Origin of the sequence: Micromonospora sp. NPDC049004 (assembly GCF_040649315.1) — a bacterium.
Lineage (GTDB): Bacteria > Actinomycetota > Actinomycetes > Mycobacteriales > Micromonosporaceae > Micromonospora.
Map to the genome: position 1 here is coordinate 1 of NZ_JBEZFG010000022.1, position 15,069 is coordinate 15,069.

11 protein-coding genes and 1 pseudogene are annotated in these 15,069 nt (G+C 72.9%); 7 read left to right on the top strand and 5 right to left on the bottom strand.

Going from position 1 to position 15,069, the window contains the following annotated elements:
• From AB0B97_RS32290 to mraZ, 4 genes and pseudogenes are all read right to left on the bottom strand, one after another.
• Nucleotides 1–373 (bottom strand): annotated as a pseudogene (locus tag AB0B97_RS32290) (penicillin-binding protein 2); the annotation flags it as partial.
• Between the two features lie 3 nt (nucleotides 374–376).
• Complete coding sequence (locus tag AB0B97_RS32295) at nucleotides 377–982, bottom strand: hypothetical protein (RefSeq protein ID WP_234590607.1); 606 nt, start codon at nucleotides 980–982, stop codon at nucleotides 377–379.
• 59 nt (nucleotides 983–1,041) lie between these two features.
• Nucleotides 1,042–2,082 (bottom strand): 16S rRNA (cytosine(1402)-N(4))-methyltransferase RsmH, encoded by a 1,041-nt coding sequence (rsmH, locus tag AB0B97_RS32300; protein WP_308195427.1) that lies wholly within the window; start codon nucleotides 2,080–2,082, stop codon nucleotides 1,042–1,044.
• 206 nt (nucleotides 2,083–2,288) lie between these two features.
• Nucleotides 2,289–2,720, bottom strand: coding sequence for a division/cell wall cluster transcriptional repressor MraZ (gene mraZ, locus AB0B97_RS32305; protein WP_007463034.1), 432 nt, complete (start codon nucleotides 2,718–2,720; stop codon nucleotides 2,289–2,291).
• A 356-nt stretch (nucleotides 2,721–3,076) separates the two neighbouring features.
• Here mraZ and AB0B97_RS32310 point away from each other — a divergent pair, with 356 nt between their 5' ends.
• The 4 genes from AB0B97_RS32310 to AB0B97_RS32325 are packed head-to-tail and all read left to right on the top strand — an operon-like array spanning nucleotide 3,077 to nucleotide 6,570.
• Nucleotides 3,077–4,324, top strand: a complete 1,248-nt coding sequence (locus AB0B97_RS32310) for a MurT ligase domain-containing protein (RefSeq protein ID WP_234590677.1) — start codon at nucleotides 3,077–3,079, stop codon at nucleotides 4,322–4,324.
• On the top strand, nucleotides 4,314–5,033 hold the full coding sequence (locus tag AB0B97_RS32315) for a glutamine amidotransferase (protein ID WP_357499092.1): 720 nt from the start codon (nucleotides 4,314–4,316) through the stop codon (nucleotides 5,031–5,033). The genes AB0B97_RS32310 and AB0B97_RS32315 overlap by 11 nt, the downstream gene beginning before the upstream one ends.
• Nucleotides 5,030–5,713 (top strand): VTT domain-containing protein, encoded by a 684-nt coding sequence (locus AB0B97_RS32320; protein WP_357499094.1) that lies wholly within the window; start codon nucleotides 5,030–5,032, stop codon nucleotides 5,711–5,713. The genes AB0B97_RS32315 and AB0B97_RS32320 overlap by 4 nt, the downstream gene beginning before the upstream one ends.
• 2 nt (nucleotides 5,714–5,715) lie before the next feature.
• Complete coding sequence (locus AB0B97_RS32325; RefSeq protein ID WP_357499096.1) at nucleotides 5,716–6,570, top strand: aminoglycoside phosphotransferase family protein; 855 nt, start codon at nucleotides 5,716–5,718, stop codon at nucleotides 6,568–6,570.
• 140 nt (nucleotides 6,571–6,710) lie between these two features.
• On the opposite strand, the gene leuS is transcribed toward AB0B97_RS32325, so the two are convergent.
• Complete coding sequence (leuS, locus tag AB0B97_RS32330) at nucleotides 6,711–9,551, bottom strand: leucine--tRNA ligase (protein ID WP_357499098.1); 2,841 nt, start codon at nucleotides 9,549–9,551, stop codon at nucleotides 6,711–6,713.
• A 401-nt stretch (nucleotides 9,552–9,952) separates the two neighbouring features.
• On the opposite strand from leuS, the gene AB0B97_RS32335 reads away from it, so the two are divergent.
• Genes AB0B97_RS32335 through AB0B97_RS32345 form a run of 3 tightly spaced genes read left to right on the top strand, consistent with a single transcriptional unit; the run spans nucleotide 9,953 to nucleotide 14,796 of the window.
• Nucleotides 9,953–11,005, top strand: coding sequence for a MoxR family ATPase (locus AB0B97_RS32335; RefSeq protein WP_234590654.1), 1,053 nt, complete (start codon nucleotides 9,953–9,955; stop codon nucleotides 11,003–11,005).
• Nucleotide 11,006: 1 nt separating this feature from the next.
• The gene (locus AB0B97_RS32340; RefSeq protein WP_357499100.1) at nucleotides 11,007–12,305 is read left to right on the top strand and encodes a DUF58 domain-containing protein; all 1,299 of its coding nucleotides are present in this window, start codon (nucleotides 11,007–11,009) and stop codon (nucleotides 12,303–12,305) included.
• Between the two features lie 16 nt (nucleotides 12,306–12,321).
• On the top strand, nucleotides 12,322–14,796 hold the full coding sequence (locus AB0B97_RS32345; RefSeq protein ID WP_357499102.1) for a DUF3488 and transglutaminase-like domain-containing protein: 2,475 nt from the start codon (nucleotides 12,322–12,324) through the stop codon (nucleotides 14,794–14,796).
• Nucleotides 14,797–15,069 lie beyond the last annotated feature (273 nt).

A 15,069-nucleotide genomic window follows, 5' to 3' on the forward strand; every position in this document is an offset into this window, starting at 1 on the left:
GCTCGTCGCCGGCCGGGCCGCGCGGGGTGCGCGGCGCGACGGTCCGCACGACACCGCCCCGGCCGGCCGCCGGAGCGTCCCGCCGGCCCGAACGGGCGGCGGCCCGGCCGCCGTCGAGCACCTGCAACGCCGGCCGGAACGGGTCACCGGACCGGGTGCTGCGCGGGGTACGCCGCTGCTCGGCCGCCCCACCGCGCGCCGGCGTGCCCTCGCGGACGGTCCGGCCCCTCGGGGTGTACGCCCGGGCGCCGGAGATGCCCCCGATGCCCGGCTCGCCGGCCCGCGACTCCTCGTCGGCGGGCCCGGCAGCACGCGAAGAGCCGCGCCGGGACCCTGGCGGGTTCCGGCGCGGCTCGTCCGACCTCGGTGACACGTGTCAGCCTCCCGCGCCCTGGCTGGTGACCGACGGCTGGCCGGTCGCCGGCTTCGGCACGCCGATGGTCTTGCCGTCCGGCATCCGGATGTACGCCGGCTCACCGGCGTCCACCAGACCCAGTCGCCGCGCCTCGGCGGTCAGGTTGCCCGGCGCCTCGTACTCGGTGATCTGCTTGTCCAGCTGCTGCTTCTCCAGGTCCAGTCGGGCCTGCTGCTGCTGCAGCTTCTCCAACCGGAAGGCGTTCTCATTGATCTTGGTGTTGACCGCCAGGATGCCGAGCACCCCACCGACCACCAGCACCACGATCAGCGCCGCGAACGGCGCGCGCGGCACCGACACCGGCGGCGGCGGCGCCACCCGCAGCCGAGGCGAGCGAGCGGTCGCGGCGACGCCGGCCTTCTCGGCCGGACGCAGCGCGGCGCTGCCCTGGGTCGGGAACTCGCGCGCCCCCCGGGCGCGAGCCTCCCCCTGCCGGTTGACTCGATCGATGCGTGGCGTACCGTTCCCCACGCGCGGGGCTCGCTCCGCCGCGGTCCGGCCCCCCGACCGCGGTGCGCGCTGCCCGCCGCCGGTGATGTCCCGGCGGTCGCGCTTGTCAATGTTCATGTCCCCTCCCCCTCTACATCCGTCCCTCTGCCGTCCCGGTGCCCCTGATCCCCCACGGATCAGGCTGACCCAGTGCCCGGTTGGTGCATCCCCTTCACCCTGCGGCGGGACCGTTCGCGGTCGGTCCGCCCCTGTTCTGTCGCGTTCGGGTCGAGTCGCTCCGCGGCCCGCAACCGCACCGAAGCGGCGCGCGGGTTCGCGGCGACCTCCGCCTCCCCGGGCAGTTCGGCGCCCCGGCTGAGCAGCCGGAACGTCGGACCCGACCCGGGCAGCTCAACCGGGAGGTCGATCGGGCCCTTACTGCGGACCCGATCCGCGAGCGCCGCCTTGGTGAGCCGGTCCTCCAGCGAGTGGTAGGACAGGACCACCATGCGACCGCCCACGGTCAAAGCGTCGAGCGCGGACGGCAGCGCCGTCTCCAGCGCTGCCAGCTCTCTGTTTACCTCGATCCGTAAAGCCTGAAACGTTCTCTTTGCCGGGTGTCCGCCCGTTCGTCGCGCTGGCGCCGGAATGGAATCCCGGACCAGCTCCGCCAGCCGCGCGGACGAGGTGATCCGGGCGCGTTCCCGCTCCCGGATGATCGCCGAGGCGATCCGGCCGGCGAACTTCTCCTCGCCGTACACCCGCAGCACCCGGGCCAGATCCGGATGGGCGTACGTGTTGACCACCTCTTCGGCGGTCACCCCCCGCGTCTGATCCATCCGCATGTCCAGCGGCGCGTCCTGCGCGTACGCGAACCCGCGGTCGGGCGCGTCCAGTTGCAGCGACGAGACACCCAGGTCGAACAGGATCCCGTCGATTCCCGGATAGCCCAGCCGCTCAAGCACCTCGGGCAGCTCGTCATAGACGGCGTGCTCCAGGTGCACCCGGTCGGCGAACCGCGCCAGCCGGACCCGCGCGTGAGCGAGCGCCTCGGTGTCCCGGTCGAGCCCGATCAGGACCGTCTCCGGGTGCGCCTCCAACACCGCCTCCGCGTGCCCGGCCAGGCCGAGCGTCGCGTCGACGTGCACCGTCCGGCCGCCTCGACCCAGCGCGGGGGCCAGCAGCTCGAGACACCGCTCGAGCAGCACCGGCACGTGCGTGCCGCGCAACTCCCCCATGTCGACCCCCACTGGTTGAAACGTCCGTTCTTCTCGCGCGTCTGCCGTGGCGACGGCGCTGCCGTCGTACCGCCAGATCCCCATCCGCTCCCGCCGGACACCGGACGCGCGCCCGATGACTGGATCGTGCGCCTGGCACCGGGGAAGGGGTGCCAGGAACTCGAAAGCGGCTGGAGATCTCGCAGTACGTCGGGCGCCGTTCCGCCCTACAGACCGCCGGGCAGCACCCCCTCCTCGATGTCGGCGAAGTCGTCTTCGCTCTCGGCGAGGTAGGTCTCCCAGGCGACCTTGTCCCAGATCTCCACCCGCGTGCTCGCGCCGATGACCACCAGGTCACGGTCGAGCGCGGCGTACTGGCGAAGGTGTGCCGGAATGGTCACGCGGCCCTGCTTGTCCGGCACCTCGTCGTGCGCGCTGGCGAAGAAGACCCGGCTGTAGGCCCGGGCCGCCTTGTGCGTCATCGGCTGCGCGCGCAACTGCTCCGCGATCCGCTGGAACTCGGGTGTCGGAAAGACGTAGAGGCAACGATCCTGCCCTTTGGTGACCACGACACCCCCCGCCAGCTCATCCCGGAACCTGGCCGGAAGGATCAACCGGCCTTTGTCGTCCAGGCGCGGAGTATGGGTGCCGAGGAACATCCGGCCCTACCCCCTCGCCCTTGAGCGGCGTTCGCGGCGCCGCTGACCCCCCGGGCCGGTGAGCCCTCCCGGCCTCACCATTGGGCCCCACCTTACTCCACTTCCCTCCACCTGCAACCAGATTCGCCCGCGTGGCGCGGTCGATTCACGCGCAAAACCGCACGTCACACGGGGTGGAGCGGAGTGGAGGGCCGGAGCCCTCCCCCGGCGTGGTCCGCTTTCCGACATAGATCGACTCCGTCCGGTGGAGCGCGAACCGACCACCCGCGCGGACGCCACGGCCGAACGGTTCACCGTCGGCGGCGATCTGGTGAGGCGGGCGGTCCGGTAACCTCGCTCGCGTGACGGACGCGAAAATGCCCCTACGGGCCAAGGTGGCCAGCTCCGTGTCACGGACCGCCGCGGCGCTCTCCCGGGCCGCCGGCCGTGGCGACGGATCGGTGATCGGCGGATGGATCGGGCTGAAGATCGACCCGGACCTGCTGGCGCACCTGTCGGCCGGACGCGCCATCGCGCTCGTCTCCGGCACCAACGGCAAGACGACAACCACCCGGTTGACCGCCGCCGCGGTCGGCGTGCTCGGCCGGGTCGCCACCAACTCCTTCGGCGCCAACATGCCCAGCGGGCACACCTCGGCGCTGGCCAAGGCCGGCAGCACCCCGTACGCGGTGCTGGAGGTCGACGAGCACTACCTCGCCCAGGTGCTGGAGTCGACCGAACCGCACGTGGTGGCGCTGCTGAACCTCTCCCGCGACCAGCTGGACCGGGCCAAGGAGGTCGCCATGATGGCGCAGCTCTGGCGCGCGGCGCTGGTCCGGCACACCGACGTACGGGTGGTGGCCAACGCCGACGACCCGCTTGTCGTCTGGGCCGCCACCCCGCCCGGCGACCCCGCCCGGGGCATCAACCCGCCGCACGTGACCTGGTTCAGCGCCGGCCAGCGCTGGCACGACGACTCCTGGGTCTGCCCGGAGTGCGGCTCCACGATCCAGCGCTCGGGCGAGCAGTGGTGGTGCACCGGCTGTGCGCTGCGCCGACCGGAGCCGAACTGGGTCGTCGAGGACGAGGGCGTGCTCGACCCCACCGGGGCCTGGCACAAGGTCTCCCTCCAGCTGCCCGGCAAGGTCAACCTCGGCAACGCGGCGACCGCGCTGGCCGTGGCGGCCGAGTTCGGCGTACGCCCCGTCGACGCGGTGTCCCGCCTCGGCATCGTCACCTCGGTGGCCGGCCGTTACGCGCAGGTCGACAAGGACGGGCGCAACATCCGGCTGCTGCTGGCCAAGAACCCGGCCAGCTGGCTGGAGGCCTTCGACATGGCCGACGACGCGCCGACACTGCTCTCCATCAACGCGCGCGACCCCGACGGTCTGGACACCTCCTGGCTCTACGACGTCGACTTCGCCCCGCTGCGCGGCCGGCAGGTGTTGATCACCGGAGACCGGGCCTACGACCTGGCGGTCCGGCTGGACGTCAACGACGTACCGTTCCAGCACGTACGCACCTTCGACGACGCGATCCGGTCGGTCCCGCCCGGGCGGCTGGAGGTCATCGCGAACTACACCGCGTTCCAGGACATCCGAGCGGAGTTGGACCGTGTCATCTGAGAGCCTGCGCATCGTCTGGATCTACCCCGACCTGCTGTCCACCTACGGCGACCGGGGCAACGCCCTGATCCTCGCCCGGAGGGCCCGCCAGCGGGGCATGCCGGTCGAGGTGCTGGAGGTCCGCTCCGACCAGCGGCTGCCCGCGACCGCCGACATCTACCTGGTCGGCGGGGGCGAGGACGGCCCGCAGGCGTTGGGTGCCCAGCGGCTGATCGCCGACGGCGGCCTGCACCGGGCGGTCGCCCAGGGCTCGGTGGTCTTCGGCGTCTGTGCCGGCTACCAGCTGCTCGGCACCTCCTTCTTCGCCAAGGGCGTCCAGTGTCGAGGGCTGGAGCTGCTGGACCTGCAGTCCGACCGGGGCGAGAGCCGGGCCGTCGGCGAGCTGGCCGGTGAGATCGACCCCCGGCTGGGCCTGCCCCCGCTGACCGGTTTCGAGAACCACGGCGGTCGCACCCACCTCGGTCCGGAGGTCGCCCCGCTCGCCCGGGTCACCACCGGGATCGGCAACGACGGCGCCACCGAGGGCGCGTGGCGCGGCAAGCTGCTGGGCACCTACTCGCACGGCCCGGCACTGGCCCGCAACCCGGCCCTGGCCGACCTGCTGCTGCGCTGGGCCACCGGGGCACACCAGCTGCCTCCGCTGGACGACACCTGGTCGGACCGGCTGCGCAACGAGCGCCGCGCCGCAGTGGCCCCCGCCCGGGCATGATCCGAGCCGTCCGGCGGCTGCTCCGGCAGCCGTCGGCCGCCCGGTTCGCCCTGCTCGTGCTGCTGATCGGCGGCTGCGGGCTGCTGCTGCTCCTGCTGCCCCGACCGGATCTGGCGCACCTGCCGGACCTGGCCGACCGGTTGGGCGGCCTCGCTCCGGTGGCGGCGATCCTCGGTGGAGCGCTGCTGCTGGTCGCGCTGGTCCCCCGTACCTTCATCACGCTGGCCGCGGGCGCGATCTTCGGCCCCCTGGAGGGCGCGGCGTACGCCCTGGGTGCCGCGCTGGTGGCGGCGGCGATCGGGTTCACGGTGGGCCGGCTGCTCGGCCGGGAGTTCGTCGCCGAGCGGGTCCGGGGCCGACTGGCCCGCCTCGACGGGTGGTTCGCCCGGCAGAGCGTGGTCGGCGTGATCACCGTCCGGCTGCTGCCGATCGCCGGCTTCGGCCTGGTCAGCTACGGCTACGGCACGACCGGCGCCCGGATGCTGCCGTTCCTGGCCGGCAGCGTGATCGCCGCCGCGCCGACCGCGTTCGGCTACGCCGCGATCGGCGCGGCCGTCAGCTCACCCGGGCACATCAACTGGTACGCCGCCGCCCCTTCCAGCCTCGGCCTGATCGCCAGCCTCGTGCTCGTCCACCAGTGGTGGCGCGGTGAACGACGCCGCCGCCGGATCCCGGCCTGACCATGCCCGGGCCGACCGACGGCGCCACCGAGCAGCCGCCCACCAGCGGAAACGCCGACCAACCGCCCACCGGCGGCCACGCCGACCAACCGCCCACCGGCGGCGACGTCGAGGAGGCGCTCACCGGTGGCTACGTCGCCGACGTGGTCCGGATCGGCGACACGGTACGACGTACCCCACCGGCCAACCTGGACTTCGTCGGTGCGCTGCTGCGGCACCTGGCCGAGGTGGGCGCGGACCTCGCGCCCCGGCACCTGGGCGTCGACGACCGCGGCCGGCAGGTGCTCAGCTACGTCGCGGGGCGGGTGCCGTGGCGGGACCGGGAGGATCCGGGGTTCTTCGCCGACGCGGCGCTGGTGCGGCTGGCCGAGCTGATCCGCCGGCTGCACGACGCGTGTGCGGGCACCGACCTGGCCGGCGACGCCGAGACGGTGTGCCACCGCGACCTGTCGCCGAAGAACACCGTGTACCGGGACTCCCCGACCGGGCCGCTGCCCGTGGCCTTCATCGACTGGGACCTGGCCAGGCCGGGGCGCCGGATCGAGGACGTGGCGTTCGCCGGCTGGCACTGGGCGCCGCTGGGCGAGGGCGCCGACCCGGCCGAGCTGGGTCGGCGGTGTCGTGTGCTCTGCGCCGCCTACGACGCGGCCGGCCCGGGGTTGCTGCCCCGGGCGGAACTGGTGGACGTGATGCTCGACCAGATCGGGAGCACCTGGCGGGGCATCGACGCCGACGCCGACCGCGACGTGCCGGCCATGCGCCGCCTGCGCGACGCGGGCGCGGTGGCGGTGATCCGCCGCTGGCAGGACTGGCTGCACACCCATCGCCACACAGTCGCCACCCCCCTGTCCCCCTAACCCCCGCCCCGCCGGTCGCGTCGATCATGGAGTCGTGGTGGGGACGAATCCCCTGGCCCGGGGCGACTCGGGCACCACAACTCCATGATCGACCGGGACGAGAGGCGGGGGCGGGGGCGGGGGGTGGGTGGGTGGGGTGGTTAGGCGACGATCGAGACCAGGCGGCCCGGGACCACGATGACCTTGCGGGGTTCCCTGCCCGCCAGGGTGGCGGCCACCGCGTCCAGGGCCGTCGCGCGGACGGTCTCCTCGGCGGCGTCGGCGGGGACCTCGATGCGGCCACGGACCTTGCCGTTGACCTGCACCGGATAGGTCACCGTCTCGGCCACCAGCAGCGCCGGGTCGGCGGTCGGGAAGTCCGCGTACGTCAGCGAGGTGTCGTGGCCCAGCTTGCGCCACAGCTCCTCGGCCACGTGCGGGGCGAACGGCGCCACCATCAGCACCAGCGGCTCGGCCACCTCCCGTGGCGTGCTCGACAGTCGGGTCAGCCCGTTGGTCAGCTCGATCAGCTTGGCGATGGCGGTGTTGAACCGGATGCCGTCCATGTCGGCCCGGACCCCGTCGATCACCTTGTGCAGCAGCCGGCGGGTCGCCTCGTCGGCCGGGTCGTCGGTGACCCGCACCGCGCCGGTCTGCTCGTCGACGATCGCCCGCCAGACGCGCTGCAGGAACCGGTACGAGCCGACCACGGCCCGGGTCTCCCAGGGGCGGGACACCTCCAGCGGGCCCATCGACATCTCGTACACCCGGAAGGTGTCCGCGCCGTAGGCGGCGCACATGTCGTCGGGGGTCACCACGTTCTTCAGCGACTTGCCCATCTTGCCGTACTCGCGGTTGACCGTCAGGTCGCCCAGGTAGTAGGCGCCGTCGCGCTCGACGACGTCCTCGGCCTGCACGTAGCTGCCGCGCGAGTCGGTGTACGCGTACGCCTGGATCATGCCCTGGTTGAACAGCTTGCGGAACGGCTCGAACGACGACACGTGCCCCAGGTCGAACAGCACCTTGTGCCAGAACCGCGCGTACAGCAGATGCAGCACGGCGTGCTCGGCGCCGCCGACGTACAGGTCGGTGCCGCCGCAGTCGCCCTCGCCGCGCGGGCCCATCCAGTACCGCTCGTTCTCCGCGTCGACGAACCGCTCGGAGTTGGTCGGGTCCAGGTAGCGCATCTCGTACCAGCAGGAGCCGGCCCACTGCGGCATCACGTTGGTCTCGCGGGTGTAGCGCTTCGGCCCGTCGCCCAGGTCCAGCTCCACCTCGACCCAGTCGCGGCGTCGCGACAGCGGGGTCTCCGGGTTGGAGGCCGCGTCGTCCGGGTCGAACGTCTTCGGGGAGAAGTCCTCCACCTCCGGCAGCTCGACCGGCAGCATCTCCTCGGGCAGGGCGATCGCGGCGCCGGTCTCGTCGTAGACGATCGGGAACGGCTCACCCCAGTAACGCTGGCGGGAGAACAGCCAGTCGCGCAGCCGGTAGGTCACCGCGCCGGTGCCGTGGCCGTTGGCCTCCAGCCAGGCGATGATCGCCGCCTTGGCGTCGGCGACCCCCAGGCCGTTCAGGTCCAGGCCGCGCTCGGGCGCGGCGCTGTTGATGGCCGGGCCGTCCCCGGTGTACGCCTTGCCGTCGAAGCCCTCCGCCGGCTGCACGGTGCGCACGATGGGCAGCTCGAACACCTCGGCGAACGCCCAGTCCCGCTCGTCCTGGGCGGACACCGCCATGATCGCGCCGGTGCCGTAGCCGGCCAGTACGTAGTCGGCGATGAAGATCGGGATCTGCCCACCGGTGACCGGGTTGGTGGCGTACGCGCCGATGAAGACGCCGGTCTTCTCCTTGCTGTCGGACTGCCGCTCGACGTCGGTCTTGGCGGCCGCCGCCTTGCGGTACGCCTCGACGGCCTCGGAGGGGCTGGCGTGCCCGCCGGTCCAGGCGTCCCTCGTGCCGTCGGGCCAGGTGGCCGGCGCCAGCGTGTCGACCAGCTCGTGCTCGGGCGCCAGCACCATGTAGGTGGCCCCGAAGACGGTGTCCGGGCGGGTCGTGAACACCCGGATCGGCTCCCGGGTGGTTGGGAAGTCGATGTGCGCGCCGGTGGAGCGACCGATCCAGTTGCGCTGCATCAGCTTGATCGGCTCGGGCCAGTCCAGGCTGTCCAGGTCGTCCAGCAGCCGGTCGGCGTACGCGGTGATCCGCATCTTCCACTGCTTCAGGCTGCGCTTGAAGACCGGGAAGTTGCCCCGGTCGGAGCGACCGTCGGCGGTGACCTCCTCGTTGGCCAGCACGGTGCCCAGCCCGGGGCACCAGTTCACCGGCGCCTCCGAGACGTACGCCAGTCGGTGGTCGTCGACGACTCCGCGGCGCTCGGCGACGCTCAGCTCGGCCCAGGGCCGGCCGTCCGGGGTGGGCCGGTTGCCGCCCTCGAACTCGGCGATCAGCTCGGCGATCGGCCGGGCCTTACCGGCGTCGCGGTCGTACCAGGAGTTGAAGATCTGCAGGAAGATCCACTGGGTCCAGCGGTAGAAGTCGGTGTCGATGGTCGCCACCGAGCGGCGCTCGTCGTGGGCCAGTCCCAGGCGGCGCAGCTGCGCCTTGTACCGCTCGATGTTCGCCACAGTCGTGGTGCGGGGGTGGGTGCCGGTCTGCACGGCGTACTGCTCGGCGGGCAGCCCGAACGCGTCGAAGCCCATCGCGTGCAGCACGTTGCGCCCGGCCATCCGCTGGTAGCGGGCGTAGCAGTCGGTGCCGATGTAGCCCAGCGGGTGGCCGACGTGCAGGCCGGCGCCGGACGGGTACGGGAACATGTCCAGTACGTACAGCTTCTCCGCCCCGGCCCGGGGGTGGCCCGGATCGGCCAGCGGACCGGTCGGGTTCGGTGCGTGGAAGGTGCCCTCGCGCGCCCAGGTGTCCTGCCAACGGGTCTCGATCTCGTCAGCCAGGGCCGCGGTGTACCGGAACGGGGGGATGTCGCCCGCCGGTGCGGCTGCCTCACTCATCGTTTCTCCTCGCTTCGCTTCGCTTCGTCTCGGCACCACCGGGCCGGACCGGCGGCGGGCACAAAAAAGCCCCTCGCGCAGGAGGGGCCGCCGTGCTGTCGCGCGTTCAGCGCATCAGCACGGCCCGGTAAGAAGCAGGAAGACTCCGGCCATGCCCGGCAGTGTACCCCGTCGCCGACGGAGCCGGAGGAACCGCCGGCGCGGTCGGCTCGATCCCCCATCTCGGCGAATATCCGTGCGTAAGCGGCGGACTACCTGCGGGGGTCGGCGATAACGACAAACATGGTTAGCCTGAGAGGCCAGTGAGAATCCTGCGGCAAACGAGGCTCGACGTCGCGAACCCAACGGCGGGTCCAGGTGCTCTCTACAGAGCTGCCGTGACGGCGACGAGGAGGAGGCCCGTGACACAACAGACCTGGGACGAGGTGGGCGGCCTGTTGCCGCACGACGAGTTCCGCGCCGCCAGCGAGGCCATCGTGGCCAACATCGAGCAGGTCATCGAGGGTAAGACCGCCACCGTGCGGCTGGCCCTGGCCGTCCTGCTCGCCGAGGGCCACCTCCTCATCGAAGACGTTCCCGGCGTCGGCAAGACCAAGCTGGCCAAGGCCCTCGCGCGGTCCATCGACTGCACGGTGCGCCGGATCCAGTTCACCCCCGACCTGCTGCCCAGCGATGTCACCGGCGTCAGCGTCTACAACCAGGAGACGCACGACTTCGAGTTCCGCCCGGGCGCGGTCTTCGCCAACCTGGTCGTCGGCGACGAGATCAACCGGGCGTCGCCGAAGACCCAGTCGGCGTTGCTGGAGTGCATGGAGGAACGGCAGGTCACCGTCGACGGTGTGACCTACCAGCTCCAGACCCCGTTCATGGTCATCGCCACCCAGAACCCGATCGAGATGGAGGGGACGTACCCGCTGCCTGAGGCGCAGCGCGACCGGTTCACCGCCCGGATCGCGATGGGTTACCCCGACGCCGGCGCCGAGCTGGCCATGCTGGACGGGCACGGCGGCACCGACCCGCTGAACGAGCTGCGCCCGGTCTCCGACGCGGACATCGTCCGGCAGCTCATCGCCACCGTCCGGCAGGTGCACGTCGCGGACGCCGTCAAGCAGTACGCCATCGACCTGGTCACCGCCACCCGGGAGGCCCCCGACCTGCGCCTCGGCGCGTCCCCCCGGGCGACCCTGCAGCTGCTGCGCACGGCCCGGGCGGTCGCCGCGTTGGAGGGTCGCGACTACGTGCTCCCCGACGACCTGCAGGCCCTGGCGGTGCCGGTGCTCGCGCACCGGATCATCCCGACGGCCGACGCGCAGCTCGCCCGACGCACCACCGACGCGATCGTCTCCGAGCTGGTGCACCGGCTGCCGTTGCCGCACGACCGGCAGCGCAGCCCCTACGACACCCGACCCGCCACCGGCAACGGTCGCGCGCCCTACGAGCCGCGGAGGCCGTGACGTGCGTGCCGGGCTGCGCGGGCTGACCACCCGCGGGCGCTCGTTCCTCGCGGCCGCGATCGCGGCGGCGATCTCGGCCATCATCCTGGGCGAGAAGGACCTGCTCCGGGTGGCCGTGCTGCTGGCCGTCCTGCCGCTGCTGGCCGCCGCCTACGTGGGTCGCAGCCGTTACAAGCTGGCCTGCAACCGGTCGCTGGACCCGCACCGGGTCCCGGTCGGGGCCAACTCGCGGGTCGTGCTGCGCCTGCAGAACCTCTCCCGGCTGCCCACCGGCACCCTGTTGCTGGAGGACCGGCTGCCCTACGCGCTGGGCAGCCGTCCCCGGGTGGTGCTGGAACGGCTCGGCGCGCACCAGGCCAGCTCCGTGGCGTACACGGTGCGCGCCGACGTGCGGGGCCGTTACGACGTGGGCCCGCTGGTGGTCCGGATGACCGACCCGTTCGGCCTCTGCGAGCTCACCCGCTCCTTCCCCAGCACCGACCATCTGACGGTCATCCCGCAGGTCACCCCCCTGCCGTCGGTCCGGCTCCCCGGGGAGTACGCGGGCAGCGGCGACAGCCGGGCCCGCTCGGTGGCGGTGCACGGCGAGGACGACGCGGCGACCCGGGAGTACCGCCGGGGCGACGACCTGCGCCGGGTGCACTGGAAGTCCACGGCACGCACCGGCGAGCTGATGGTGCGCCGGGAGGAACAGCCCTGGGAGAGTCGGGCCACCGTCGTCCTGGACACCCGCGCGTACGGCCACCGGGGCGACGGCCCGACGTCGAGTTTCGAGTGGGCGGTCTCCGCTGCCGCCAGCATCGCCGTGCACCTGCGGCAGTCCGGCTACAAGCTGCGCCTGGTCACCGGCTCGGGGGTCGACGTGGACGCCTCGGAGGGCGGCGGCGACGGTGTGCTGCTCGACCACCTGGCCGAGGTCCGTCTGGACCAGCGCGCCGACGTGACCGGGTTGGTGCAGCGGGTTCGGCAGCGCGCCGACGGTGGCCTGATCATCGGGCTGTTCGGCATGGTCAGCGTCGCCGAGGCCGAGTTGCTGGCCGGGCTGCGCGGCAACGGCGCGACGTGCGCCGGTTTCCTGTTGGACAGCTCCACCTGGCTGAGCCTGCCGGAGAAGGCCCGCGCCGAGGCCGAGCACGCGCACGGCTCGGCGGTGCTGGCCATGGTGCGCAGTGGCTGGCGGGTGGTCGGCGTCGACCACGGCAGCCGACTGCCCGCGCTGTGGCCGCAGGCCGGCCGAGGATCCCAGGGCTTCGCCCTGCGTGCCGCGCTGGCCGAGACGGTCGCCGGCGGCGTGCGATGAACGGAAGGTTCCCCTCATGATCGCCAGCCGGAACACCGGCGCGGTGGCGGCCGCCGCGACGCTGCTCGCCGCCGCGCCGCTGTCGGCCATCTTCCAGACCTGGACGTGGCTGGTCCAGTGCGCGATCGCCGTCGCAGTGGTGGCCGGGGTCGCCGCGCTGACGCGGCTCGTCCGCGCACCGCTCTGGGGTCAGGTGCTCGGCATGCTGGCCGCCCTGTTGCTCGCGCTGACCTGGCTGTTCCCCAGCGGCAGCGAGCTGCTGACCTTCCTGCCCACGCCGGCCACGATCGAGCACTTCACCGATCTGCTCGCCGGCTCGATGCAGGACATGCGCTCGTACGGCGTCGAGGTTCCGGACACGGACCCGCTGCTGTTCATCACCGTGCTCGGCGTCGGCGGGGTGGCCGTGCTCGTGGACGTGCTGGCGGTGGGGCTGCGACGGCCCGCGCTGGCCGGGCTGCCGATGCTCGCGATCTACTCGGTGCCGGTCGCCGTCTACGTGGACAGCGTCCCCCCGACGCCGTTCGTGGTGGGCGCCGCCGGTTACCTGTGGCTGCTGGTCACCGACAACGTCGACCGGGTCCGTCGGTTCGGCCGGCGGTTCACCGGCGACGGTCGTGACGTGGACGTGTGGGAGGCGTCGCCGCTGGCCTCCGCGGGCCGCCGGCTCGCCGTGGTCGGCGTGGTGGTGGCCGTGGCGCTGCCCCTGGCGGTGCCCGGCATGACCGGTGGGCTGCTCGACTCGCTCTCCGGTGGCACGGGCAACGGCAGCGGCACCGGCCGGGGCTCGGGCGGCTCGTCCGGCCGGATCGACCTGTTCGCGTCGCTCGCCGGCCAGCTCAACCAGTCCGAGGTGGCCGACCTGGTCAAGGTGACCACCTCTGAGCCGAACCCGTTCTACCTGCGCTACGCGGTGGCCGACGACCTGCGCCCGAGTGGCTTCCAGGCCCGAGCGGCGAGCGGCCAGCCGGCCAACCGCGATCTGCCCAACCCGAACGAGCAGGCCGGCCCGGGGGTGCAGCAGACCGAGTACCGGGCGACCGTCGAGGTGACCAAGAGCCTGAGCATGTCCCTGATGCCGGTGTACGCCGTACCGGTGCGCACCAAGGACCTGAACGGCAACTGGCTCTACGACTCCAACCAGCAGATCGTCTTCTCCAACCGGGAGAGCTCGCGGGGGCGTAAGTACACGTTCGACTACGTCCGCTCGACGTACACTCCGGCGGCCCTGCGGGCCGCGGAGCCACTGCCGGCCGACCACCCGGTCCGCCGGCAGCAGACCGCCACCCCCGGCCCGGTGCCCGAGGTGGAGGAGCTGGTCAAGGGGCTGACCCAGGGCAAGCGCACCGAGTACGACCGGGTCCTCGCGATCTACCAGCACTTCTCGGCGGACAACGGTTTCAAGTACCGCCTCAGCACCGAGAGCGGCAGCAGCGGCCAGGACATCGTCAACTTCCTGACCAACAAGGTCGGCTACTGCCAGCAGTACGCCGCCGCCATGGCCTGGCTGGTCCGTTCGGCCGGCATCCCGGCCCGGGTCGCGTTCGGGTTCACCAACGGCAGCAAGCGCGACGGCGACACGTACACGCTGACGAACCTCAACCTGCACGCCTGGACCGAGGTCTACTTCAACGGGATCGGCTGGGTGCCGTTCGACGCCACCCCGGCGTACGGCGTGCCCGGCTCCACCCGGTCGGCCTGGGCGCCGGACACTGACGCGCCCGAGCCGTCCAGCCCGGAGACGGGCGCCACGGACAGCCCGACGGATCCGGACTCCTCGGCGGGTCCGGCCGGCCCAGACAACGCGGACCGTGACACCGACTCCGGCCTCTCCCTCGGTGGTACGGAGCCGGCCGAGCAGCCGCCGGTCTGGCCATGGTGGACGGCGGGCGTGCTGGCCCTGTTGGCGCTGCTGGCGGTGCCGGCGCTTCGTCGACTGGCGCTGCGCCGGCGGCGGGCCGGCCGGGCGGAGGCCACGGTGGCCACCGCCATGCCGGACGACACCCCGCCGACCGAGGGCAAACCGGTGATGGTGGTCCAGGCGGACGTCACCCGCGCTCGCGCCGACGCGCACGCCGCCTGGGCCGAGCTGCTGGACACGATGGTCGACTTCAAGGTCCGGGTGGACCAGACCGAGACGCCCCGGGCGACCGCGGACCGGCTGGTCCGCGATGCCCTCGTCGACGACACGGCGGCGGTCGGAGCGGCGCGGCTGCTCGGCCGGGCGGAGGAGCGGGCCCGGTACGCGCGGGACCCGCTGACCGGCGAACCGCTGCCGCCTGCGCTACGCGCGATCCGCGGGGCGCTCGCCGCCCGGGCGGATCGACGGACCCGACTGGTCGCCACCGTGCTGCCGCCCTCGGTGCTGTTGCGCTGGCGGATCGCCCTGGCGGACGCTTCCGGGCGCCTGGTGGCGCTGACCGGACGGCTCCGCTACCGGCTGCTGCGCTGGAATCCCCGGCGGATGCTGGCCGACCGGGCGGCCCGCTGACCGAGGCCCGGACGGGGGCACCGCCCATGGCGCCCCCGTCCAGCCCCAGCCCCAGCCCCAGCCCCAGCCCCAGCCCCAGCCCCAGCCCCAGCGATCTTGCACTTTCGGTCGCCACATAAGGGGCATCCTGCGCATCTGGACGACAGAAACCGCAAGATCGGCGCGGTCTCGGTGGTGACGCGCGGGGTGAGCGCCGCGCGGGGTGAGCGCCGCGCGGGGTGAGCGCCGCGCGGGGTGAGCGCCGCGCGGGGTGAGCGCCGGGCGGGGTGAGCG